The 23,147-nt window shown below is 41.3% G+C and carries 19 protein-coding genes, 1 tRNA gene and 1 pseudogene; 7 read left to right on the top strand and 14 right to left on the bottom strand.

All coding sequences use genetic code 11. The features are described from left to right. Positions 1-55 precede the first annotated feature (55 nt). Positions 56-1,087: a Fe(3+) ABC transporter substrate-binding protein gene (locus tag ACOQOA_RS13625; protein WP_420549165.1), complete on the bottom strand. Its 1,032-nt coding sequence runs from the start codon at positions 1,085-1,087 to the stop codon at positions 56-58. A 241-nt stretch (positions 1,088-1,328) separates the two neighbouring features. Here ACOQOA_RS13625 and ACOQOA_RS13620 point away from each other — a divergent pair, with 241 nt between their 5' ends. Beyond that, positions 1,329-2,309 carry a substrate-binding domain-containing protein gene (locus tag ACOQOA_RS13620; RefSeq protein ID WP_420549164.1) on the top strand — a complete coding sequence of 327 codons (981 nt, stop codon included), beginning with the start codon at positions 1,329-1,331 and terminating at the stop codon, positions 2,307-2,309. A gap of 24 nt (positions 2,310-2,333) precedes the next feature. After that, complete coding sequence (locus ACOQOA_RS13615; RefSeq protein WP_420549163.1) at positions 2,334-4,643, top strand: ATP-binding protein; 2,310 nt, start codon at positions 2,334-2,336, stop codon at positions 4,641-4,643. Between the two features lie 13 nt (positions 4,644-4,656). On the opposite strand, the gene ACOQOA_RS13610 is transcribed toward ACOQOA_RS13615, so the two are convergent. From ACOQOA_RS13610 to ACOQOA_RS13585, 6 genes are all read right to left on the bottom strand, one after another. Further along, positions 4,657-5,940 carry a di-heme oxidoredictase family protein gene (locus ACOQOA_RS13610; RefSeq protein ID WP_420549162.1) on the bottom strand — a complete coding sequence of 428 codons (1,284 nt, stop codon included), beginning with the start codon at positions 5,938-5,940 and terminating at the stop codon, positions 4,657-4,659. 61 nt (positions 5,941-6,001) lie between these two features. Further along, a complete protein-coding gene (locus ACOQOA_RS13605; RefSeq protein WP_420549161.1) occupies positions 6,002-7,117 on the bottom strand; it encodes a DUF1513 domain-containing protein in 1,116 nt (371 codons plus the stop codon). A gap of 11 nt (positions 7,118-7,128) precedes the next feature. Beyond that, entirely contained in the window at positions 7,129-8,190 is a 1,062-nt protein-coding gene (locus ACOQOA_RS13600) for an imelysin family protein (RefSeq protein ID WP_420549160.1), read from the bottom strand. 13 nt (positions 8,191-8,203) lie between these two features. Then, positions 8,204-9,682, bottom strand: a complete 1,479-nt coding sequence (locus ACOQOA_RS13595) for a di-heme oxidoredictase family protein (protein ID WP_420549159.1) — start codon at positions 9,680-9,682, stop codon at positions 8,204-8,206. A gap of 106 nt (positions 9,683-9,788) precedes the next feature. Further along, positions 9,789-11,060, bottom strand: coding sequence for an imelysin family protein (locus ACOQOA_RS13590; RefSeq protein WP_420549158.1), 1,272 nt, complete (start codon positions 11,058-11,060; stop codon positions 9,789-9,791). Positions 11,061-11,320: 260 nt separating this feature from the next. Beyond that, positions 11,321-12,994, bottom strand: a complete 1,674-nt coding sequence (locus tag ACOQOA_RS13585; RefSeq protein WP_420549157.1) for a formate--tetrahydrofolate ligase — start codon at positions 12,992-12,994, stop codon at positions 11,321-11,323. A gap of 294 nt (positions 12,995-13,288) precedes the next feature. On the opposite strand from ACOQOA_RS13585, the gene ACOQOA_RS13580 reads away from it, so the two are divergent. Then, positions 13,289-14,074: a substrate-binding periplasmic protein gene (locus ACOQOA_RS13580; protein ID WP_420549156.1), complete on the top strand. Its 786-nt coding sequence runs from the start codon at positions 13,289-13,291 to the stop codon at positions 14,072-14,074. On the opposite strand, the gene ACOQOA_RS13575 is transcribed toward ACOQOA_RS13580, so the two are convergent. Continuing rightward, the gene (locus ACOQOA_RS13575; RefSeq protein ID WP_420549155.1) at positions 14,057-14,593 is read right to left on the bottom strand and encodes a cysteine hydrolase family protein; all 537 of its coding nucleotides are present in this window, start codon (positions 14,591-14,593) and stop codon (positions 14,057-14,059) included. The two genes, ACOQOA_RS13580 and ACOQOA_RS13575, sit on opposite strands and share 18 nt — an antisense overlap. A gap of 114 nt (positions 14,594-14,707) precedes the next feature. Here ACOQOA_RS13575 and ACOQOA_RS13570 point away from each other — a divergent pair, with 114 nt between their 5' ends. After that, the gene (locus ACOQOA_RS13570) at positions 14,708-15,487 is read left to right on the top strand and encodes a substrate-binding periplasmic protein (RefSeq protein WP_420549154.1); all 780 of its coding nucleotides are present in this window, start codon (positions 14,708-14,710) and stop codon (positions 15,485-15,487) included. Here ACOQOA_RS13570 and ACOQOA_RS13565 read toward each other — a convergent pair. Together ACOQOA_RS13565 and arsC are read right to left on the bottom strand one after the other, a co-directional pair. After that, positions 15,488-16,269 (bottom strand): annotated as a pseudogene (locus ACOQOA_RS13565) (enoyl-CoA hydratase-related protein). Between the two features lie 55 nt (positions 16,270-16,324). Beyond that, entirely contained in the window at positions 16,325-16,666 is a 342-nt protein-coding gene (arsC, locus tag ACOQOA_RS13560) for an arsenate reductase (glutaredoxin) (RefSeq protein WP_420549153.1), read from the bottom strand. Between the two features lie 180 nt (positions 16,667-16,846). On the opposite strand from arsC, the gene ACOQOA_RS13555 reads away from it, so the two are divergent. Further along, positions 16,847-17,743: a DMT family transporter gene (locus ACOQOA_RS13555; RefSeq protein ID WP_420549152.1), complete on the top strand. Its 897-nt coding sequence runs from the start codon at positions 16,847-16,849 to the stop codon at positions 17,741-17,743. Positions 17,744-17,816: 73 nt separating this feature from the next. Continuing rightward, positions 17,817-18,500, top strand: a complete 684-nt coding sequence (locus tag ACOQOA_RS13550) for a GntR family transcriptional regulator (RefSeq protein WP_420549151.1) — start codon at positions 17,817-17,819, stop codon at positions 18,498-18,500. Between the two features lie 48 nt (positions 18,501-18,548). Here ACOQOA_RS13550 and ACOQOA_RS13545 read toward each other — a convergent pair whose 3' ends face one another. After that, a complete protein-coding gene (locus tag ACOQOA_RS13545) occupies positions 18,549-20,513 on the bottom strand; it encodes a methyl-accepting chemotaxis protein (RefSeq protein WP_420549150.1) in 1,965 nt (654 codons plus the stop codon). A 498-nt stretch (positions 20,514-21,011) separates the two neighbouring features. On the opposite strand from ACOQOA_RS13545, the gene ACOQOA_RS13540 reads away from it, so the two are divergent. Next, positions 21,012-21,365 carry a helix-turn-helix domain-containing protein gene (locus ACOQOA_RS13540; protein ID WP_155154744.1) on the top strand — a complete coding sequence of 118 codons (354 nt, stop codon included), beginning with the start codon at positions 21,012-21,014 and terminating at the stop codon, positions 21,363-21,365. A gap of 125 nt (positions 21,366-21,490) precedes the next feature. Here the strand turns inward: ACOQOA_RS13540 and ACOQOA_RS13535 are convergent. From ACOQOA_RS13535 to ACOQOA_RS13525, 3 genes are all read right to left on the bottom strand, one after another. Then, positions 21,491-21,566: transfer RNA gene (locus ACOQOA_RS13535), tRNA-Glu, on the bottom strand. A gap of 127 nt (positions 21,567-21,693) precedes the next feature. Beyond that, positions 21,694-22,728 carry a threonine aldolase family protein gene (locus ACOQOA_RS13530; protein WP_420549149.1) on the bottom strand — a complete coding sequence of 345 codons (1,035 nt, stop codon included), beginning with the start codon at positions 22,726-22,728 and terminating at the stop codon, positions 21,694-21,696. 28 nt (positions 22,729-22,756) lie between these two features. Next, a complete protein-coding gene (locus tag ACOQOA_RS13525; RefSeq protein ID WP_420549148.1) occupies positions 22,757-23,113 on the bottom strand; it encodes a hypothetical protein in 357 nt (118 codons plus the stop codon). Between the last annotated feature and the right edge of the window lie 34 nt (positions 23,114-23,147).

The raw sequence follows: 23,147 nt of genomic DNA, 5'->3' as shown, positions 1-23,147 counted from the left end.
TCATCTCTCCTCTCTCCTTACCTGTTTATATCAGGTATATGCAAGTGCTAATCGTTTATTCGTTGAAGCCAACTTTATCGATCAACTTGGATGCTTCGTCACGTAAACTGGCAATTGTGTCCAGGCTAATATCATCTGTTTTGAATTGACCCCATGCATTTACAACTGGTGACCATTCAACACTTTCTTTAACCGGGTATTCAAAGTTTAACTCCGCATATAAAGCTTGCGCTTTATCGCTTACCAAAAACTCCATTAGTTTCTGAGCATTCTCACGGTTTGGCGCATATTTCGCCATGGAAACACCAGAAACATTGATATGTGTACCACGACCTTCTTGGTTCGGGAAAATGATACGAACAGAATTCGCCCATTCGATCTGCTTCTTATCCGACATCATTTTACCCATATAATAGGTATTACCGATGGATAAATCGCATTCGCCTTGCCAAATCGCTTTTACTTGCGCACGATCATTCCCTTGTGGTTTACGTGCTAAATTTGCCTTTAAGCCTTTTAACCATTCTTCTGTCTTTGCTTCCCCATGAACATCAATCATAGAAGCAATCAAAGCCAAATTGTAAGAATGGTTACCTGCACGTGTACAGATACGGCCTTTAAATTTTGGATCCGCTAAATCTTCATATGTTGTTAAATCACCTTCTGGAACACGATCTTTAGAGGCATAAACAATACGTGCACGTGTCGTCAGCGCAAACCATTGGTTTTCAGTCGAACGAAGATTGGCCGGGATTGCTGTTTCCAGAATTTCACTTTCAACAGGCTGCGTAAGACCTTTATTCACAATCGAAGAAAGACGACCAATATCCACTGACATAATCAAATCAGCAGGCGAATTCGGCCCTTCTTGCTTAATGCGTTGTTCCAAGCCCTTCTTGGCATAAACAACATTAACAGCAATACCCGTTTCCTTGGTGAAAGCATCAAACATTGGATCAATCAAAAACGGCTGGCGATAGGAATATACATTAACCTCTTCCGCAGCATGGGAGTTCTTCATTAATCCGGCAATTGATACAGCGGCGATTGCAATAGCAGCCCCTAAACCCAACAGGTCTTTTTTCATCTGGAAACCCTTTATTAAACTGTCGAAAGTATAGAACGACATTACTTGCGAATAATTCTTAACAACCACTTTTATAACCAGTTTGTTAAGAGTGCAAGGCAATCTTAATAATTTTAATTATATTTTATTAAGCGAAAGTAAGAATAAGCTTCACCCGAACCCTTATCTTGGCTATTATAATCTTTATTATTCTTCTGCGAGTAACTTATAAAACAACGAAAATCCAGTTGCCGAGGTATAGATGTTCCGTCATCTGAAGAAAAGCTTCCTACATTTTAGCCTGTTTATGGCTCTTCTTATCATGGCTGCATGCCAAGACGAAGATACGTCCAATCAGTCAAATGACAACATATCCAATAATCTAGCAAAACCTCGTATTGCCTTAGTAATGAAAACACATACCAATCCATTTTTCATTTCGATGGAACAAGGTGCAAGGCAAGCTGAAAAAGAACTCAATCTTCAGTTAGTGGTCAGAACCGCTGCGGAAGAAACATCTATTTACCAGCAAATAGATATCGTACATGAACTAACGCGTAGCGGAGAGATCGATGCTATTGTTATAGCACCAGGCGATTCTGTTGAATTATTACCTGCGTTAAAAGCAGCACAAGATCAAGGTATTAAAATAGTAAACATCGATAATAAGCTTGATCAACATTTTGCAGAAAAATTTGGTCTGGAACCAATTCCGTTTATCAGCGTTGATAATGAAGCAGCAGCGTATTTATCAGCGAAATACATTTCGGATAAAATTAAAACACCGACCAAAGTTGTAATTTTGGAAGGTATTCCGACAGCTGCCAACGCCCAAGCTCGCAAAGCAGGCGCCATACGCGCGTTTGAGGAAAATCCAAATATCACTATTGTTGCTTCTCAATCTGCTTATTGGAAAATTGATGAAGCTTATAATGTGGTGCATGACTTCTTTCTAAAATCTTCTGATATTCAGGCAATATTTGCAGCAAATGACATGATGGCTATTGGTGCTATCAGGTATTTAGAAGAGCATGATTTACATATCCCGGTTGCTGGTTTTGATGCCATTGAAGAAGCAAAAAATGCCATCAAGTCTGGCAAGATGGAGGTTACAATTGATCAACGCCCATCTCAGCAAGGTTATATGGGGGTTAAAACTGCATTTGAGATGCTCAACGGTATATCACCATCTCAAGAGATCCTAATTGATGTCCGTGTCCTAAATGCAGAAAACTTAAACTAATTGCCATAACCTTCTGGATTTCAAATGAATGTGTTTAATCTAAGTATCGTTTGGAAATTAATTATTTATATGATTTTCCTGAGTATCTTACCGATTTTTATTGTTGGAGGTACTTCATACTTTTATTCTTCGCATGCCCTAAAAAATCAAGTGGATAACTACACAAATTCCTTGATTATAAATCAAGAAGAGCTGATAGAATTACAAATCAAACAGGTTGAGGCTTTATCCGGACAGATAGCTAGCTTAAGCACCATTACCGACGCCCTTCGCAATGCTGATCACAATATAGATTCCTTTAACAACCTCGCGACAAAAGCCCGTGTTGGTTACACGTTAAATAGATTCTTGAACATAGATGGAATCGTATCAATTGATCTGTTTAGCAAAACAGATACACATTTTCATGTCGGCTATTCCCTGATCAATAATCAAATCGATGAAGATGTTAAAAATCGCTTATTGAATATAGGTAATACAAATCGCACAAGGGTCGTTTGGCCAGGTATTGAACCCAATGTTAGCTTGGATTCACGTGATCAATTCACATTGCCCGCTGTCCGCAGCATCACAGAAATAAACAGAGAAACGTTAAATCTTGAACTTGTTGGCACGATTATCGTTAATTTTAGTGCAGACCATTTATTTGAGCAAATTTCCAAAACAAAAATAGGAGATGACGGGTATATTTTAATTGTAGATCAAAATGAGCGAATAATCTATCACCCCGACAAAGCACGGATTGGATCACAATATGATTTACCAATCCCGCTACAAAGGATAACGAATTCCATCGACTCTGTCATATCCGATATTCAGGATGAAACTTATGTCTTCAATCATATAGAATCCCGCACGACTGGATGGCATATTATCAGTGTGATACCGGAAAGTTCGTTTTACAAACATGCGTCGACTGTTAATACCTTCATAATGTTCATTATTATCGTTTGTTTATTGCTGGTCATTTTGGTCGCTCTTTATCTATCCCGTACAATTGTAGCACCAATTAGAAACATCACTGAGAGTTTTAAAAAATACCAAAGAGGCCAATTAGATTTATCCAGTCGAATGGAAGCGTCAGGTAAAGACGAGATCTCAGAATTGATTGCATGGTATAATGCATTCTTAGCTACTCAACAGCAACGACAAGAATCAGAAATTCAATTGGTGCGTGCGAAAAGAGATGCAGAAAAAGCGAACAAAGCAAAATCAGAATTCTTATCCAGCATGAGTCACGAATTACGTACACCTTTGAATTCCATCTTGGGTTTTGCTCAATTATTAAAAAATAGTAAAAAGACTCCTCTCACAGAACGCCAACAAACTCAGATGAAATTTATCATTGATGGCGGAGAACATTTAATAGGCCTAATTGATGAAGTTCTAGATCTTGCCAAAATCGAAGCAGGTAAAATGACGCTTAACTATGATGCTGTCTCAACCTGCAATCTAATCCATGAATGTCTTGCTTTCATGAAAACGATCCGCAATGACAAAAACGTCACATTCTACGACGAAACACCATCAGATGTTCCTTATCTATGGGCAGATCCACTTCGCGCCAAACAAATTTTACTAAATCTACTCACCAACGCAATGAAATATAACATCCAAAATGGTGAGGTTTGGGTTTCTGCTCATATCCAAGATGAAAAAACATTACGTATTCAAGTACGTGATTCAGGCAAAGGTATTCCTGCTGATCAACAATCAGAACTTTTTCAGCCGTTCAGTCGTTTAGGGGAAGAAACAAAGCAAATTGCCGGAACTGGGATTGGTCTTTTCCTCTCAAAAAAGTTGATTTCTGAGATGAACGGTTCAATCGGTGTGGAAAGTACAGAAGGAAAAGGAAGTATTTTCTGGGTAGACTTTCCAATCACGGAAAATCAAGAAAGTTGTGAAGCCCCAATATTATCGCAAGCTCCTTCACCAGTTTTTTCCAATCTCGGCTCAGAAAAAAAGCATATCTTATATGTTGAGGACAATTCAGCGAATGTTTCATTGATGGAAGATATCATTGATGAACTTGAAGATATTCATCTCTCCTCAGTTCACACAGCAGAACTAGGGATCGCCTTAGCCGAAAAAGAACAATTCGATACTATTATTCTGGATATAAATTTACCCGGGATGAGTGGTATTGAAGCTGTTGGTCACTTGAAAGCGCTTGATAAAACCTTGAATGTCCCCATTATTGCTCTAAGCGCGAATGCCACACCGGATGGCATTAATGAAGCACTGAGTTCAGGTTTCGATCAATACCTCACAAAACCTATAGATGTGGCACAGTTATTAGAAGCTCTGAAGGACTGCCTGAACAAGCCGAACTAACAAATCATAAACCTCATAAACCTTCCACAAAATCTGTAAGTGCTTCACGCTCATGTTTTTGTAAATGACGAAAGGCTTCTTTACTTATACGTGCTTCACCATCATGCCAAAGAATAGCTTCTGCAACTGAACGAGCACGGCCATCATGTAACAGTCTTAGCGGCTGTCGTTGCGATAAACCCCATAACGGTGCCGTTCTCCATTCTGATGGAGAAGCATTACCCTGAAACAAACCATCTGAAAGTCCATCCCCCATATCATGAAGCAACATATCGGAATAAGGATGTATCTTCTGTCCTGCAAGATATCTTGGCCAAGTATCTTCAGGTATCTGAACTGTTGGAATATGGCAGCTGTTGCATCCAATTTCATTGAAAAGATAACGACCAAGTTCATTACGGTTTTGTTGACTTCTTGGAGATAAAGCACGTTGAAAACTAACCAATTGATCTAACTGTGCGGCGTTTACTTCTGGCCCGTTTTCTTTCGGCGCAGCACGGCATGCAAGTTGCTCCCATGTGCAGTTTTGTTCAAGATGTAAACTTGATGTTAATCCCATATCTTGATGCAGAGCTTGTGCCGTTTGGCTGAACAAACTTACTTGGGCTGCTTTCCAACCAAATCTGGCTGGCGACATGCTACCGCTTTGGTCCAATACCATCGCGACACGACCGGAAATTCCATCGTCGTCCAAATCATTTGGATCAGACCAACCATTTATAACTTCTTGTGGTATCGCCTCTAAAAGACCTATTCCTTGTAATGGTTGTGCAACGCGACCAGAAAATTGTATCGCCCAACCCAGCTGTCCAAAGCCCAAATCTTTAACATCATATTGTGGCATACGAAGGGTATATCTTTCTCCATCAACATATTGCCCATTGATTGCACGAAATGAGAGACTAGGTCGTCCCTCGGCAGGGATATTAGGTAAAGAACGATCATTAAGTTGTTCACCATAAGCAATATGCGCACGGCTGCCTAATTCATCGGTAAACCCCAAACGCAGCACCATCGAAGTAAAAGGCTCATCTGGACTCTCTGGTGGACGTCCACGGCCAGCCTGAAAATGACAACCAGAACATGATACACGGTTAAAAACAGGTCCCAAACCATCTCCATTTGGATTCACACCTGGGAAAGCTTGCCAATCACGGTTGAAAATCTTTCGTCCTTGATTAACTTGTTCAAGTTGACGAGGATCTTCTATATTTTGAAAAATAGATTGCGCATTTGCCGCGCTCGCTGTGGCAAATAGAATTAAACTATTAAAAATAAGAAAAAATATGCGTTTCATTTAGCCCTACCGTTAAGGCAAAGCTAACGTGATCCCTCTAAAATAACAATTCAAGAAATTGTTAACCAATATGTACCATATGATTATCCCAACGCTTGTTGGTTTGAGTAATCAATTCAGTCTTCTTTTGAAGCGTATTATGTAAATATAATCCTCCATTCCCTGAGGAAATCAAGAACTGTCCGGATTTATTCCCAGCAGCAATAACGCCGCAAGCATCCGTTATATCAACATGATCCAAATACATACCGTCACGGGCATCGAAAAAGATAACTTTATTACCTCTTGGTGTGGATGCTGCCATGAAGGTGGCACTTGAATCTAGTTCAACACTTCCACAGTAATTTTGAGTCGACTTATGCACGTCGGCTGGTAGTTCTGAGATAATGACTTCCCCCTCACGGCGGGCTATGCCCACAAGAGGTGCACGCTCCCTCCGGCTTCCTTGATATTGCATACCAAAAAACACATCCCCTTCAACATTCGTCGTCAAATGCCTGATAGAAGCTTTATGCCATTCTGTTTCCGGCGCCCATTCACGTAACATTTCACCTGACTTACAATCCAGCCAAACAAGTTTAGGGGTCATGTCAGAAATATTTAATTTGCTACGTCCGTCTTCTGGATGCGTAAGGATACCGCCAGATGCAATGACCATTTCGCGCTCCTCTGCGAGAATGCGCATTTCATGTGGACCGATGCCACCTGCATCAAACTCCGCTATACGTTTATAGCCATTTGAAACATCCCATACGCCGATAACACCACGTTCTTCATCATAGGCATTTTCGGTCGTATAAAGACGATTTCCCAAATAGGAGGCATGACCATAGAAATGTCGACCCTTTGGAAGATCTAACTCAGCAACCAATCGATCGGCACTGATATCCCAAACCTGCCCGAACCAACCCGGACGACGTTCCGTAATAGCCACATGCCCATATATGTCAGATACAGCAGCCCCATGCCCTCTATCAGCCAACTCTTTTTCAAAAATGAATTCGCCTTGCAGATCAAAGACTGCCATTCCATAACTGTTATCCGCATTTGCAAAGGCAGACCAATATAACCCTCCACTGTCATTTCTGGCTTGCAGGATTTTAGGCCAGGCAAGTGTAACGATGCCTGCTGTTATACCAGATTTCAATAAGTCTCGGCGGGTGTAATCAAACAACATGAAGAATAACCTTAGTCACCATCTAGGCTATTAAAACCAACCGGGATACTTAACTCTTTTGCTACGGCAAATAATTGCCCGCGAGCCTCTTTAAGATACACCGCCATGTCCAACATCTTATTCCATGTTGTCTCACTTTTAATGCTTTCTTCTTTCACTTTTTCAAGTTCTTGAGAAATCGTGGAAGCCGCATTCAAATTATCAAGTATTAACGTATCGCGTTGAGCACCATCAGCTAAATTCAACACATGATTTTGCAGTAGCGTTTCATAGCTATCTTTCAACGCAGCAACATCAATTGAGATATTTTTAAAACTTCTTGATGAACGCCAGTTTTCCATACGACGCGGTTTGGCCTTCTTTACGTCTTCACGTAATGGAGATCGAATTTTATTATCTTCAACCCATTGCAAGGCGGACCATAAATTTGTGAATAAATCTGCAGTTACGCTTAATTCATCCGTATATAATTCATTCTCAGCCAAAGTGAATTTCATTTCACCACCATAGCCATATTCTGGATCGACCCAAGATTGGTGAACTGACTTGGCGATTGAATAGATATTTGACGCTACCGCACGAAGGATTTCACATTGCTTTGCTGAAATCTCACCATCCTGATAGATAATCCGTTCAAAAATAGGAAAGCCTTGCCCGGCAACAGAACTAAACGCAATCTTTTGCTCATCAATATGTTCACCAGCCTCTTGTTTTTTCTGCAGATTAGCTAATGCTTTGCCCACTTTATTCCGTTTATCTGGCCAAAATTGCAATCGGTGCATTTGATCATAATCAGATAAAGGCCCCATCCGAAGATGCTCTATCCCTTGCCATGTATCCACCACTTCATGAAATGCTTTTTGCAAAGTTTCTTGTTGTTGAGCCCCGGTCAACCGACATGCCTTGATTGTCGTTTCTTTAAATTCAAAAGCCTCTTTTGCAAATGCTTCGGTGCGCGGGAAAATATGCTGATCCACATAATTGGCATTCGTTTCTTTAAACTGACCGGCAAACGCAGATCCAGTTATTAAAGCTGTACAAACAACGGTGATAAATTGCAGAGTTTTCTTCATTTTATTTTCCAGCTTAAAGTGAATTCAAGAAAGCCAACATGGCTTCGCGGTCTTCTTGAGTAAGATTTGCAAAAACATCACGAGATGCTTTTGCTTCGCCCCCATGCCACAAGATCGCTTCGGTTAAATTACGTGCACGCCCGTCATGCAAGAAGAATGTGTGCTTACTGACATTTTGAGTATGTCCAATGCCCCACAAAGGTGGTGTTTTCCACTCCTGCCCATTTGCCTTTCCTTCCGGGCGGTTATCGGCAAGTCCTTCGCCCATATCATGTAACAATAAATCAGTATAAGGCCAGATCAACTGGTTCTTAACCGCTTTAAAATCTGCACTATTACCGGTGCGATATTTAGGTGTATGACAAGCAATGCAATTCGCCCCATAGAAAAGTTCCTTACCACGAAGAACCTTTGGATCATCAATATTTTTACGACGCGGTGGTGCTAAATTCTGCGTATAGAAAACTAGTTTTTCCATCGCCTCATCAGAAATTTCCACCCCATCATTTTCTGGATTGTTACCATCCGGCGCATTACGGCAAAGAGTTTGATTTGCCGTACAATCCCCCCAAGGATCAGGTTGAGAACTGGATGAAATACCTAGATCCCCTGTTGAAGCATGTACCGCCTGATCAAACAAAGTCGCATTGCCGGCTTTCCAGCCAAAGCGACCAACCTTTGGCTTGCTCTCACGCATCGCCCACGCATAATTTGCCTTGCCAGAGATACCATCTCCATCTGCGTCATTTTCATCAACTTGCGATAAGATATCTGCTTCCGGTATTGCTTCTAGCAAACCAAGACCAATCATTTGAGGTGTTACTCGCGGTGACAGCATAACACCATCTTGCATCGGACCGTATTGCAGGTTGGTGACGCTATAGGTTGGTTTGCGCAAAGATACTTTGGTACCGTCACCTAACACCACATCCAGCTCTTCATATTCTATATGCATACGACCTTCAGCGGGCACCCCTTGCACTGAAAAATCCTGTAACTGCCCACCATATGTTGGTTCAGGAATAACACCTGTTTTACCGGCAGCTAACAATGCATGCTCTTCTTCCGTTGCAGGCGGCACGGACAATCGTAAAAACATCGACACAGCCGTATCATCAGGATAATTACCTGCAGGTGGATGGCCCCTACCATCCTTAATATGACAACGCTGGCAGGATTTAGCATTGAAAATTGGCCCCAATCCATCTGCCGATTTCGTACTTGCAGGTGAAGACACCCAGATACGTTTGAAGAAACCATTCCCGATTTTAAAATCAAGGCCTTGTTCGAACGCAAGATTACGTGACGAAAAAGAAAATGAGTTGCGCCCCACTTTGTTTTTATGTGTTGTTGCCCCGCCCTGAAACTTTTCTCCTTTTTCCGGTTTAGAAAAGTCATCTGTGGGTGGGATGATTTCTGCTTGGGAAATAGATCCAAAGCCTGAAATGAATGCTAGTGGAAGCAAGCTGCGACTCATTATCTTTTTTGTCATTTGCTTTATTTATATCCTAATCACTTTTTTATGCATTAAATGCATAAAAGGGTGTAGCCCGGAACGACCAAGCCACACCCCCTTATTTTATTTTTAGTCTGTCGACTTATTCAAATACAGCGGATGGATTATCCAAGCTGTCAGAACCTTCAAATTCTGGCAATGTCAGGCCAAGTGTACCCATTGCAGCTTCGAAAGTTTTTGTTTGGTCAACTAAGCTATCAACAACATCTTGAATGATACGATTGCCGTTTGCATTGCCTTCGCCCAGCATTTGGTCATATGCCATACCAGATTCAGCCATATCAGCCATAACTGTCATCGCACCCATTGTTGCGTCCAATTTTTGTTGAACAGCCGCGTCAACATCTGCAGACGTTGCCTTCACCAAATCAGACACAGAAGGGCCAGAAATCACATCACCGTTCACACGTGTGTAAGAACCGTTATAGATGTTTTGGATACCTTTCGCATCGTAGTAGTGAGACCAATGTGTGTTGTCAGAGAAACAATCATGCTCTTCTTCCGGGTCATTCAACATCAAACCAAGTTTGATACGTTCACCAGCCAATTCACCATAAGAAAGTGAACCCATGCCTGTGAAGATTTTTGTCAAACCAGCATCTTCGCCGTCAGATGTTAAAGCAACACGTGCCTCACCACCTTCAGACCACATTGCAACAGCGTCTTTCAAATCATCAATCAAAAGATCAGCAGAAACTGTCAAATATTGAACACGACGATCACAATTTGCGCCTGTGCAATTTGCAACATCGAAATCTGTGTAAGGACGATCACCTGCACCAGCATCTGTACCATTCAAATCTTGGCCCCATAGCAAGAACTCAATTGCATGATAACCTGTTGCCACATTTGCTTCTACACCATCGATTTCATGCAATGTTTCAGATAGTAATTGTTTGGTAATGACAGATGTATCGACTGTTTCACCACCCAATTTCAAGCTTGTGCTTGCAATCACGTTTGCTGTGTATAAAGCGTTCTCATCAGAATCAACACCATAGCCAGCGTCAACATAATCGATCAAACCTTCGTCCAACGGCCATGCGTTAACTTTACCTTCCCAGTCGTCAACAGCTGCGTTACCAAAACGGTATACTTCTGATTGTTGGTAAGGAACGCGTGCTGCAACCCATGCATCACGTGCTGCATCCAATGTTTCTTCAGATGGGTTCGCAACCAATGCATCAATAGCAGCCTGAAGGTCTTGAGCTGTTGTCAAAGAATCTTCAAATTTAGCTTGAGCGATATTTGCATATGTATCTAGAACATTTGCTTTTGTAACTTCTTTATCCCCAGAAGTTACACATGCACCAAGGCTTAAAAGTGCAACCGCTGCAACAGAGCGTTTCAACATTTTTACTTCTCCAAGTCAGTTAGTATCTTATTTAAGATGATCCCCTCAAAGATACTAAGCAGTAAATCAATGAATTTGGTTTATTGCGAATGACTCGCAAAGTCAATAAATATTGCGATTAATTATCAATAAAAATATTAGAATAGTTCTAATGTAGAAATCCAATTTTCCGATTTTCGGCGCATAAAAAAACCGCTGGAGATTTCTCTCCAGCGGCTTTCCAAAACAAAATGTTTTCAGTCTTAAAGCTGTTCTGAAACTTAGAACAAGCCTTGTACCAGACCTTCGTCATCCAAGTGGATGGAGTTCGCAGCAGGAACACGTGGTAGACCAGGCATTGTCATGATCGCACCACAAACTGCAACGATGAAGCCAGCGCCTGCAGACAAGCGAACTTCACGAACAGGTACTACGTGACCAGATGGCGCACCTAAAAGCGCAGGATCTGTGGAGAAGGAGTATTGTGTCTTCGCCATACATACTGGCAAGTCACCGTAACCTTCATCTTCCCACTGCTTCAACTGATCGCGAACTTTTTTGTCTGCAACAGCTTCGTCAGCACCATAGATGTTACGTGCAACAGTGTTGATTTTGTCAAACAATGGCATGTCGTCATTGTACAAAGTACGGAACTGTGCAGTGCCACCTTCAACCAATTCAACAACTTTTTCAGCCAATTCTTTTGTACCATTGGAACCTTCAGCCCAGTGGTTAGCAATGATTGCCTCTACACCCAACTCTTTCGCATATTCTTGAACAGCTGCAACTTCTGCATCTGTATCAAGTACGAAACGGTTAATCGCAACAACAGCAGGTACACCGAACTGACCAACGTTACGAATGTGACGGCCCAAGTTTTCCAAGCCTGCTTTAACAGCTTCTACATTCTCACCAGCCAAATCGGATTTCGCAACGCCACCATGCATTTTCATCGCACGAATTGTACATACGATTACAACTGCTTCTGGGTTCAAGCCAGCTTTACGACATTTAATGTCGAAGAATTTCTCAGCACCTAGGTCAGCACCGAAACCAGCTTCTGTTACAACATAGTCAGCCAATTTCAACGCAGCTTTTGTTGCGGAAACAGAGTTACAACCATGTGCGATATTTGCAAAAGGACCACCGTGGATGAATGCCGGGTTGTTTTCCAATGTTTGAACCAAGTTAGGCATCAACGCATCTTTCAACAATACAGTCATTGGGCCTTGTGCGTTCAGGTCACGTGCATAAATCGCTTTACGGTCACGTGTGTAACCAACAACGATTTTGCCAAGACGGTCTTCTAAGTCATCAAGATCATTTGCCAAGCAGAAGATCGCCATAACTTCGGAAGCCACTGTAATGTCAAAACCTGTTTGACGTGGGAAACCGTTAGATACACCACCCAAGGATACAACGATGTCACGCAAAGCGCGGTCGTTCATGTCAACAACACGACGCCATGCAACACGACGCTCATCAAAACCAAGCTCATTGCCCCAGTAGATGTGGTTGTCAATCAAAGCAGAAAGCAAGTTGTGTGCTGCGCCGATTGCGTGGAAGTCACCTGTGAAATGTAAGTTGATGTCTTCCATTGGAACAACCTGAGCGTAACCACCACCAGCAGCACCACCTTTAACACCAAAACAAGGGCCCAAAGAAGGCTCACGCAATGCCATGATAGCTTTTTTGCCAATTGCGCTTAAGCCATCGCCCAAACCAACTGTTGTAGTTGTTTTACCTTCACCCGCTGGTGTCGGAGAGATCGCTGTTACCAAGATCAATTTACCATCTTGACGGTCTTTGATGGATTCCAAGAATTCAAAGCTAACCTTTGCTTTGTCTGGACCATACTGGCGCAACGCATCAGCTGGAATGTCCAATTTAGCCCCAACCTCTGTGATTGGAATCATCTTCGCTTCGCGCGCAATATCAATATCAGATTTCGCCATAGTGACGTACCTTTTCCCATAAGTAAAAATTTTGTACTGAAAAGAATATTTTTCTAGTAGTCTCTTTTCATTGTCTGCGAGATTAAGCAGAAAAAACAGATAGAAAATTAAATCTCGCGACTTTTTTTACCTTCCTAACGACAAAACGACATAGCAGAACAGATATTCACAAAAACTTCACAAATCTTTGTTTTTGTGCGTCATTTTCCTGTCGCAAACAGACAAATGATTTATTTGATTCCTTACCTTTTTTAAGTTATCTTCCCAAGAAACAAACATATAAAGGGCTCACTATTGAGATTCGCATCAAGATTCAAAAAAGCATGCATACAGACGTTCTTTTCTGCCGGAATCTATGTAGCTTCCTCCTTACCTGCACATGCGGCAGAAAGCTTGACTTTAGTGGTTCCTGAATTCCCACCTTATCAATATCTTGAGAATGGCGAGAAGAAGGGCTTTAAGCTTGACCTTCTTCAAGAGGCTAGCACACGTGCTGGCTATGATCTAAAGATCGAATTTAGGCCTTGGGCCCGTGTTTTAAAGATGATTGAAAATGGTGACGCTGATTTTACGAATATGTATAAAAACCCGGAACGGGAGCAAATCTATACATTTTCTCAGAAGCCAATCTTTCCAATAACGGTGCGTTTTTTTAAACATTCTGACAGCGCCATCAGTTACGATGGGGATTTTAATAAAATTTCTTTATTGAAAATCGGCGTTGTAAACAAAATCAGTTACGGTAAGAAATTTGACGAAGCCCTTGCCGCAGGAACATTTAAAGATATCGAACGGGCGAATAACCACAATAATCTTGTTTCCTTACTCGCAGGAAAAAGAGTCGATCTGATTGTTGGAGCCAGCTATGTGATTGACAGTGTCATTGAGAAAAATGGCTTCACAAACACAATAGAAGCTGTCACGCCTAATTTAAGCAATGCGAATGTCTATAACGCCTTCACGAAAAAACGCGACATGCGACAGGTTTCCGACGCGATTGATACTGCCCTTCAAGAGATGCGTGAAGATGGGACCTTCGGCACCATCATCTATGATGCTTTCTCACCCAAAACGAACTGAAATAGCTTCAACAGCTTCAATATTTCCGCTAAAACTGGTAGCATTAGGCAAAGTTGCATTATGATGCCCCCTGATCATCCCTCCATTTAGATGATCTTTATCATGTGTTGTATGTGCATCCGCAACCAATTGTACATCATACCCCAATGCGGCAGCACGACGTACTGTTGTATCTACACAAAATTCGGTCGCATAACCACAGACAATGAGGTCTGTAACGCTATTCTTCTTCAAAACATCAGCAAGATCTGTTTCGTGGAAAGAATCCGGCGTTTGCTTTCGTACAATAACATCAGTTGGCTTCGTATCGAGTTCTGAATAAAGTTGCCATCCAGCCGACTGATAAGCAACCACAGTATCTTCTCTTTCGTGTTGCACCATAATAACTGGCACATCTAGATTTCTAGCCTTCGAAGTAAGCGTATTAATACGCTCAATCACCTCTTCTCTTTCAAACGGCCCTTCATCCGCTTCAAATAAGGCATGTTGAACATCAATCACAATTACAGCTGTCTTCATTTTAATATCCAAGTTAGGGAGTGAAAAATCCCACCCCATAATAACAAAAAACTATTTCTTCAAATCTTATAATAAGGCTAATATATCAATAAACATCCTTAGAGGAAAACACTGATGCTCAGATCAAAAGCTAAATTATGGTTCCTAACTCTGATCTCAGTCAGCATGATAACTTCCGCCCCCTGTTATTCAAAAAATAAGCAAGAAGTCATATATACAACAACTGAGCTTGCACCATATTTTTACAAAGAAGATGGTATTTATAAAGGCTTAAATAAAGATCTAATTGACCTGTTAAGCAAGGAAAGTGGCTATAAAATCAATGTAACCCTGCGCCCATGGGCACGCGTTCAAAAGGTGCTGGAACGGGGAGATAGTAATTTCTCTTTCATGCTCAAAAGCCCTGAACGCGAAGAAATTTTTAATTTCTCTAAAGAGTATATTGGGCAGGATGGTAGTTACTTTTTTACATTGATAGAAGAACAATTAGCTTATGACGGGAATCTTGATCAACTAAGCAATTTCTCTATTGGTATTCATCCAACATTGAACTACGGCCAAAGAATGAATGAGGCAATCAAAAGTAGATTGCTTAAAGACCTTCATTACGCAAATTCGAATGAGGACTTAGTAAAATTACTAGTTCATAAACGTGTTAAATTAATCGCTGGATTAAAATACTCCACATCATACATTGCTAGACAAAAGGGTGTAGCTGATCAGCTCAGATTTTTAACCCCTCCAATTAACATTTCGAATGTTTATATTGCTTACAGTAAAAAACCAGAAAATAAAAAACTGAAAGAAGATTTCGACAAAATCATCCCCAAACTACGTCAGGATGGTGCATTTATCGAGATTTACAAGAGATATACATCTATTACAGATAAATAATTATTTGTTCTTAAAATTGCCAGTTCGTTTTTCAAAGAAAGCATTAATCGCTTCCACATGATCTTCTGTGCAATGAAGCTTACCTTGTGCAGCTGCACAGGCTTCGAGATGAGGTTCCAGCTTAGTAAATTGTCCTTCACGCAGAAGCTTTTTAGTTTCCCGTACAGCTAAAGGTGCATTTTCAGCAATCTTCTCAGCAAGCTTAATAGCCTCGTCGACGAGATCTTCTTGCGGAATAATGCGTCCAACAAGCCCTATTTCCAGGGCTTTTTCCGCCTTAACCGGCTCAGCCGTTAACAGCATTTCAGCAGCGTTACTTTGCCCTATAATTCGTGGTAAGAACCAAGCCGCCCCATCCCCAGGGCAATACCGATCTTTACAAATGGCGCACCAAAACTTGCCTCTGGTGCTGCAAGGCGAATATCGCACATGCAGACCAAATCTAACGCAGCTCCAAATGCAGGGCCGTTTACAGCAGCAATAACCGGGATATCCAAGTTGTAAAAGCGCGGTGGTACACGTAAAATACCATCCAGATAGGCTTGACGAATATCTTCTGCACTGCCTGCAAACATATCCATCTTATCGCGCATATGCTTCACATTACCACCAGCAGAAAACGCCCGACCAGCCCCGGTTAAAACAACTGCACGAATATCTGGATTGACTTGAATTTTATCTAACGTTTCAAGGAAAGCATCAATCATCACCGGATCGGAAAATGCATTTAACTCATCCGGACGATTTAATATCACTGTTGCCACATGATCTTTCACAGACATTAAAACCGGATCAGACATAATATCTTTCCTCAAAGAAACCATTGATTAAAGTCGCCTAGAATAATTCCATCACAGTTTCTGGTGGGCGACCAATACGCGCTTTATCACCATTCACAACAATCGGACGCTCAATCAATTTTGGTGTTGCAGCCATCGCAGAAAACAAAGCTTCATCATCTGCTTCTGCCAAGCTTTGTTCTTTATATTCGGCTTCTTTAGAACGCATCATTTGACGCGGGCCAACACCAAGTTTTTCGGCAAGGCTTTTTAACTCATCCACAGAAGGTGTAGATTTCAAATATTCAATGATATCAGCTTCGATGCCATGCTCTTCCAATAAAACCAAAGTTTCACGGGATTTGGAACAACGCGGATTGTGATAGATAGAAACAGACATTTCGTTCCCCATTTTATTGATTAATTTCAAGCTGCATAATTTGTATCCATTGGCATTCCCCTTAGCAATGAGAATAATCGGAAAGAGTTGAGAATATTTTCGCATGACAAGAAAATGTAACTTGCACCATCCCAGATTTACCGTAGGTTATCTTTCTAACTGATTGGGAAGGCTGCCTTTATGATATCTACAAAGCATAATTTATCTGAAAACATCACTGGTATGATCTGGATGTTGGTAGCTGTTCTTTTGTTTTCTGCCATGCATGCCATGATACGCGTTGCATCTCATGATGTAGATGTTTTAGTCGTCGTCTTCTTCAGAAATTTCTTTGGTATGTTTGTATTGGTACCACTACTTTTCAAACATGGCCTAACGCCCCTAAAAACAAAACGCCCGGGTATGTTATTATGGCGCGCCATTCTTAATTCAGGCGCAATGACATTATATTTCACAGCACTAGCTGTGGCACCTCTAGCCGATGTCACAGCGCTTAGCTTCCTTGGACCTATTTTCGCAACCGTTCTAGCTATCCTAATGTTTAAAGAACAAGTCGGATATCATCGTTGGTTTGCGATTATTATAGGCTTTATCGGCGCCTTGATCATCTTGCGCCCGGGAATGGTCGAAATTGATACTGGTTCAATTTTAGTCATTATTGCTTCTGTTTTATGGGCCGGCGCCCTAATGGTTATTAAACTATTGTCTCGCACAGAAAGTAGCTTAACCATCACCTTCTACATGACAATTATGATGACCCCACTAACCCTTATTCCTGCTTTATTTGTCTGGAGCTGGCCAAGTGCTGAAGGATGGTTATGGTTACTTGGTATCGGCTTGCTTGGCACAATAGCGCAATATGCCATGACTGAAAGCTTGCGACTGGGTGATACACATGTTGTCATGCCAATGGATTATACCCGCCTTATCTGGCTGGCTATTTTAGGTTGGCTTCTATTTGCCGAGGAACCTGACTTCTATACCATTGTCGGTGGGATCGTCATTGCCTTCAGTGCCAGCTATATCGCATGGCGTGAATCTAGAAAACCGAAAAAAACCGCAGAAATTCAGGCCTAGGAATTGACAATTCGCGAAGCATGTCTCAATTTGTGATCACAGCTAAATTTAAGTGATTCGAAAAAAAGAGATTATGAGTTCAGAGATCGATAATTCAACTCAGGATACACCTGAACATCTAACCCTACAGGAAAAAGTCTATCAACAACTTAGACTTGACATCATGCTTGGGAATTTTGAGCCTGGTAAAGCCATTACCATTCGTGGGCTCGCGGAAGAATTAGGCACAAGCCCAATGCCGGTACGTGAGGCATTACGTCGCCTCGTTGCCGAACGCGCGTTAGAACTATTACCGAACCGTCGCGTAACGGTTCCTAAAATGACTGCGGAGAAGTATCGTGAATTGGCCGATGCACGTGTTGCAATGGAAGCATTGGCAGCACGGCGTGCTATGGAACATATCACAGCCGACCGCCTCACAGAACTTCGTGAATTAGATAAAGAAATCGATCAAGCTATTTTACGTAATGATGTAGAGACATATTTGATTAAGAATATGGAGTTCCATTTCACCCTTTATCAATATGGTCCGTCTCAAATCATCATGCCACTGATCGAAAGTCTTTGGCTTCAAATCGGTCCATTTCTAAAAATGGCGATGCGAAGCAAAGGATTGGGGACCGTTGAAGATCAACATCAAGCGGCTATGAAAGCCATTGAAGATAATGATGTAGATGGGCTATCTCGTGCCATTAGTCTGGATATTCTGGATGGCGTTAATCGCTTGCCAGATGATGAATTTGACAAGATTAACTAAGTTCATCAAAGATAATCAAGGCCGGATTTTATTCCGGCCTTAATCATTTTATGACCCAATAACTTCCATGTCCGACAGATATCCACGGATATGTTCATCCAGTTTAGCGGCCTGATCTTTTAGAAGATTGGCCATATCCTGAACTTTGGCCGCTGCATCGCCCGTATCACCTGCGGCACCTGCCACCTGAACAATATTGCTATCAATCTCTTGCACGCCGGAAGATGCTTGCTCAATATTTCTTGCAATTTCTTGTGTTGCAGCCAGTTGCTCCTCAACAGCAGATGCGATACCTGCGGAAATCTGACTAATTTGCTCTATGATTTCACCGATACTACTAATAGAAGTAACAGCATTTTGCGTTTCCGATTGCACATTGGTAATTTGGGCGCTGATTTCATCCGTAGCGTTGGATGTTTGTTGTGCAAGGCTTTTCACTTCACTTGCTACTACAGCAAATCCTTTGCCTGCCTCACCAGCTCTCGCCGCCTCAATAGTTGCATTGAGGGCCAGTAAATTTGTTTGTTCAGCAATATCCGTAATCAAACCGACCACGTCACCAATGCGTTGAGCTGCTTCGGCTAAACCAGTGACATTCCGATTTGTTTCTTCAACCTGTGTCACAGCTTGTTGCGCCACATCTGACGCGCGACTAACTTGAGAGCTAATCTCTGTGATAGAACTGCCAAGTTCTTCTGCCGCGGCTGAAACCATTTGCACATTGCCAGTTGCCGTTTCAGAAATAGCGGCAACTGCTTTAGATTGATTGTCCGTTTGTGCAGCTGATCCTGATAACTCTGTGGAAGTGCTATTCATTGAAACTACTGCATCATTCACTTGATCTAATGATTGATCGATTTCATTTTTAAATGATGCCGTACGTTCAGCCGCTTTTTCCGCTTTTAACTGTTTTTCTTTTTGCTCTGCATTTGCTTGATCAGTGAACTTCTTATTTTCAACAAGTTTGCTTTTAAAGATTGCCAAACTTTCCATCATTGCACCAACTTCATCTTTGCGCTTCAATGATGGAACCTCAATATCCAAACTTCCTTCAGATAGCCCCTGCATGATATCAGTGACTTGCTGAACAGGTCCTGTGATGCCACGCGCAATCATCGAAGCTAAAACAAACACAATTAATGTTGTCACAATAATGACTGATACCGATAGAGTTTCAATAAAGAAAGCCAAGTCATGCATCTGGCGTATCTTATCCTCATATTCCTTAATTACATGTTCTTCCAATTCACTGAAAACAGGTTGTGACTCAGCGAATTTAGAACTCAACTGTTTAGTTGCGGCAACAACTTCCAGGCGCTTTTCTGCCAAACTCTTAAAATTCGCATGATATTGTTCCATCAGTTTTTTGATTTCGTTCTGATCACTTTCAGAAATCGAAGATTGAGACAGTAACTCATAAAACTCTGACTTCCTTTTATCCATACGAGGAATATATTTATCCGCTAACCTTAATAAGAAATCCTTTTCATGCCGTCTCATCATTAACATGATGACCGTTAATTCCGCTTCATCAAAAGTTTTTAACTTTTCTTCAACTTTATGTACTGCCCCTCGTAATGCACCACGAAGCCCTTCTTTTTCATTCAAACCAATTTCCTGCCAAAGCCCTGCGACATTCGCAAACACAACTTCATATTCTTTAAATTTCGTATCAAGTACATTTACTAGACCCGTATCTGTTTCGGAGTCACGTACCAAACTAATTAATTCTTCGCTCATTACATGAATATCATTGGCAATAGCGGCATGACGATCCACATATTTCATATCTAAGCGTGCTAAAAAGTCTTTCTCAGCCCTACGCGCATTTAAAAAATAGTATTTAATTTCTTCAGTTATCGTGAGTGTGGTTGCCTCATGCTGCACTTCATATTCGACTTCTTCTTGTTGAAGCAAACCAATAAGAACAACGGCGCCGATGACTACAAAACCGATAAGTGCGATAGTACTGATAGATTGAATTTGACGTTTAAGAGGTAGGTTTGAAAACATGACATTCTCCACCCCCCAAATATGTGCGAAAGAAACATCAATGTTTCTAACACAAATACTGCCACGTTACATATAAACCATAATTCTACTATGGATTTAATACATGTCAATGTTTAACCGTTTATGTGATGTTAACTCAACATTCTGCTCAACAACTTGCGACGGTTTTTAGCTAACTCAACAAAAACCTTATCATAACACCACAATTTTGCTGTAAAAAATCAAACATCAGGATAATCAATAATTGCTAATTATACTATAAGGTGTAAAAATTATTAACCAAATGGTCAGTTTTAAGTTGTTCCTATATTTTTCCACACCTAGAACTAGATTTTTGTTGTCAACGTCATTTAAGCTGTCTAGATTGATGATCAATCAATCGCAGCTTTTGGATAAGCCTCTTGCAGCGACCCGTTGGTTATTCCTCCGGCATTATTAAAGTTATAAAACTGTCATCAACTACCTAAGATGGCAGGGCTAATGTTATGAGGGATATTCATGCCACATCCAATTGATGTACAAGTGGGACATAAAGTACGTATTGCGCGTGCAGCAAAAAATTACAGCCAGGAAAAGCTTGCTCAGATTCTAGGTGTTAGTTTCCAACAGGTCCAAAAATACGAAAAAGGCACCAACCGTATTAGTGCCAGCCGCCTTTGGGAAATTGCCAAAGCATTAGATACAGACATTTCTTATTATTTCGAAGATCAAGATTCAGGTAGCGGTCAAGGCGTAGAAGCGTTACGTAATCGCACCATTGCTTTAGCAAAGCAAATTGATGCAATACCCAATGAAGATATTCGAAATCAGATTTTAAATTTAATTAAAGCTTGTGGTACTTTAGCAGATTAATTCTGCGCCCCCCATCGCTCAAATAAGAAAGCTCGGCATTCATGTCGGGCTTTTTACTTTGGGATTAAAATCAAAGTTCAGATAATAAAAAAACCGCTCAAGCATTTCTGCGAGCGGTTTTAAATTGGCATCCCCTACGGGATTCGAACCCGTGTTGCCGCCGTGAAAGGGCGGTGTCCTAGGCCTCTAGACGAAGGGGACATATTTTCGATCACAAAGTGTTCCTTGCGACGGGGTGGTTTCTATCTGCTTCCGCCGCCCCTTGCAAGAGGAAAAATGCAAAAAATGTCATTTTTATTTCACTTTCTGCATTTCCTAGTGTTTTTCCTTAAATTTCCGCAATCGCAGCTACCAATTTAGAAATATCTTCCTGCTTTGTTATCCAAGAAGTCACCATACGATAGGCATCCTTTCCCGCCGCGGGAAAATCATAAAAATAGAACCCTTGATCATATAATTTCTGTGCCTGCTCTGCGGTCATTCTTGAAAATACTATATTTGCTTCAACAGGAAAAATAACATCCAAACTTGGATTGGCTTCAACAGCATCGGAAATCTGTTTTGCCATGTCATTTGCATAATCTGCATTTTTAATCCAGAGATCATTTTCCAGATATGCTTCAAGTTGAGCTGAAAGATACCGCATCTTGGAAAATAGATGTCCGCCACGTTTACGACGAAAAGGCATCTGCTTTGCGATATCAGAATCCGGATCAAACACCACGATTGCCTCCACATTCAAACAGCCGTTCTTAGTAGCCCCGAAAGACAATACATCCACACCTGCCTTCCAAGTCATTTCAGCTGGACTACAGCCTAATGTGCGTAATGCATTGGTAAAGCGCGCGCCATCCATATGTACCTTCATATCAACCTGTTTCGCGACGGTTGTTAAGGCCTTAATTTCATCCAACTGATAAACCGTACCAGATTCAGTGGCTTGTGTGATAGAAATCGCCGAAGGTTGGGCATGATGCACGACACCTTTCCATCCCATATCCAGATAATCTTGCACAGATTTCGCAGTCATCTTGCCATTTTCACCTGCAATAGAGATCAGCTTGGCACCATCCGTAAACATTTCAGGCGCATTACATTCATCCAATTGAATATGGGATTCACTGTGACAAAGAATAGAACCATATGAAGGCGTCATCGCAGATAAACTAATCACATTCGCTGCCGTCCCTGTTGCAACAGGAAATACGGCCACCTTACGTTCAAAAATTTCTGACAGTTTATCTTTTACACGCTGTGTAATTTCGTCATCCCCATAAGAAGGTAAACCGCCATCATTAATGGTTAGCAAATGCTGAATGATTTCAGGGTTAGCCCCCACAGAATTATCAGATGCGAAATTCATCTTCCCTGCTCCGTTATATTTTTAAATATTATTTAAATTTGATTGTACCCAAATGGGTTTTTGTTGATAGGTCCAAAACGATCACACCGCCACGACCACCAGAGACATAACGTAAAAACAGCATTCCATTCTTACTTTCCATATCACGGATTACAGCTCCTGCAGGCAATGGAACTTCCCAATCACCAAAAGCTTCTAAAGACAAAATTGGTTCTATAGAACTGACCGCGTTAAGAGACGGAATAGAAGGAATTGCGACAGGATCTACAACATCGGCTTGGTCATTTTTCTTGTGCCAATCATTCATGATACCGTAAAAAAGAACACCAATCCCGGTAACCAGTAAGAAACTCATAAAGATGACAACAGTACGTATAGCCTGCATGAAAAGACCTCGCCTTTTTCTATCCAATGATGTA

This window comes from Curvivirga sp. (assembly GCF_965219885.1).
Lineage (GTDB): Bacteria > Pseudomonadota > Alphaproteobacteria > UBA8366 > Aestuariispiraceae > Curvivirga.
This window is presented reverse-complemented; position numbering and strand designations above follow the sequence as displayed.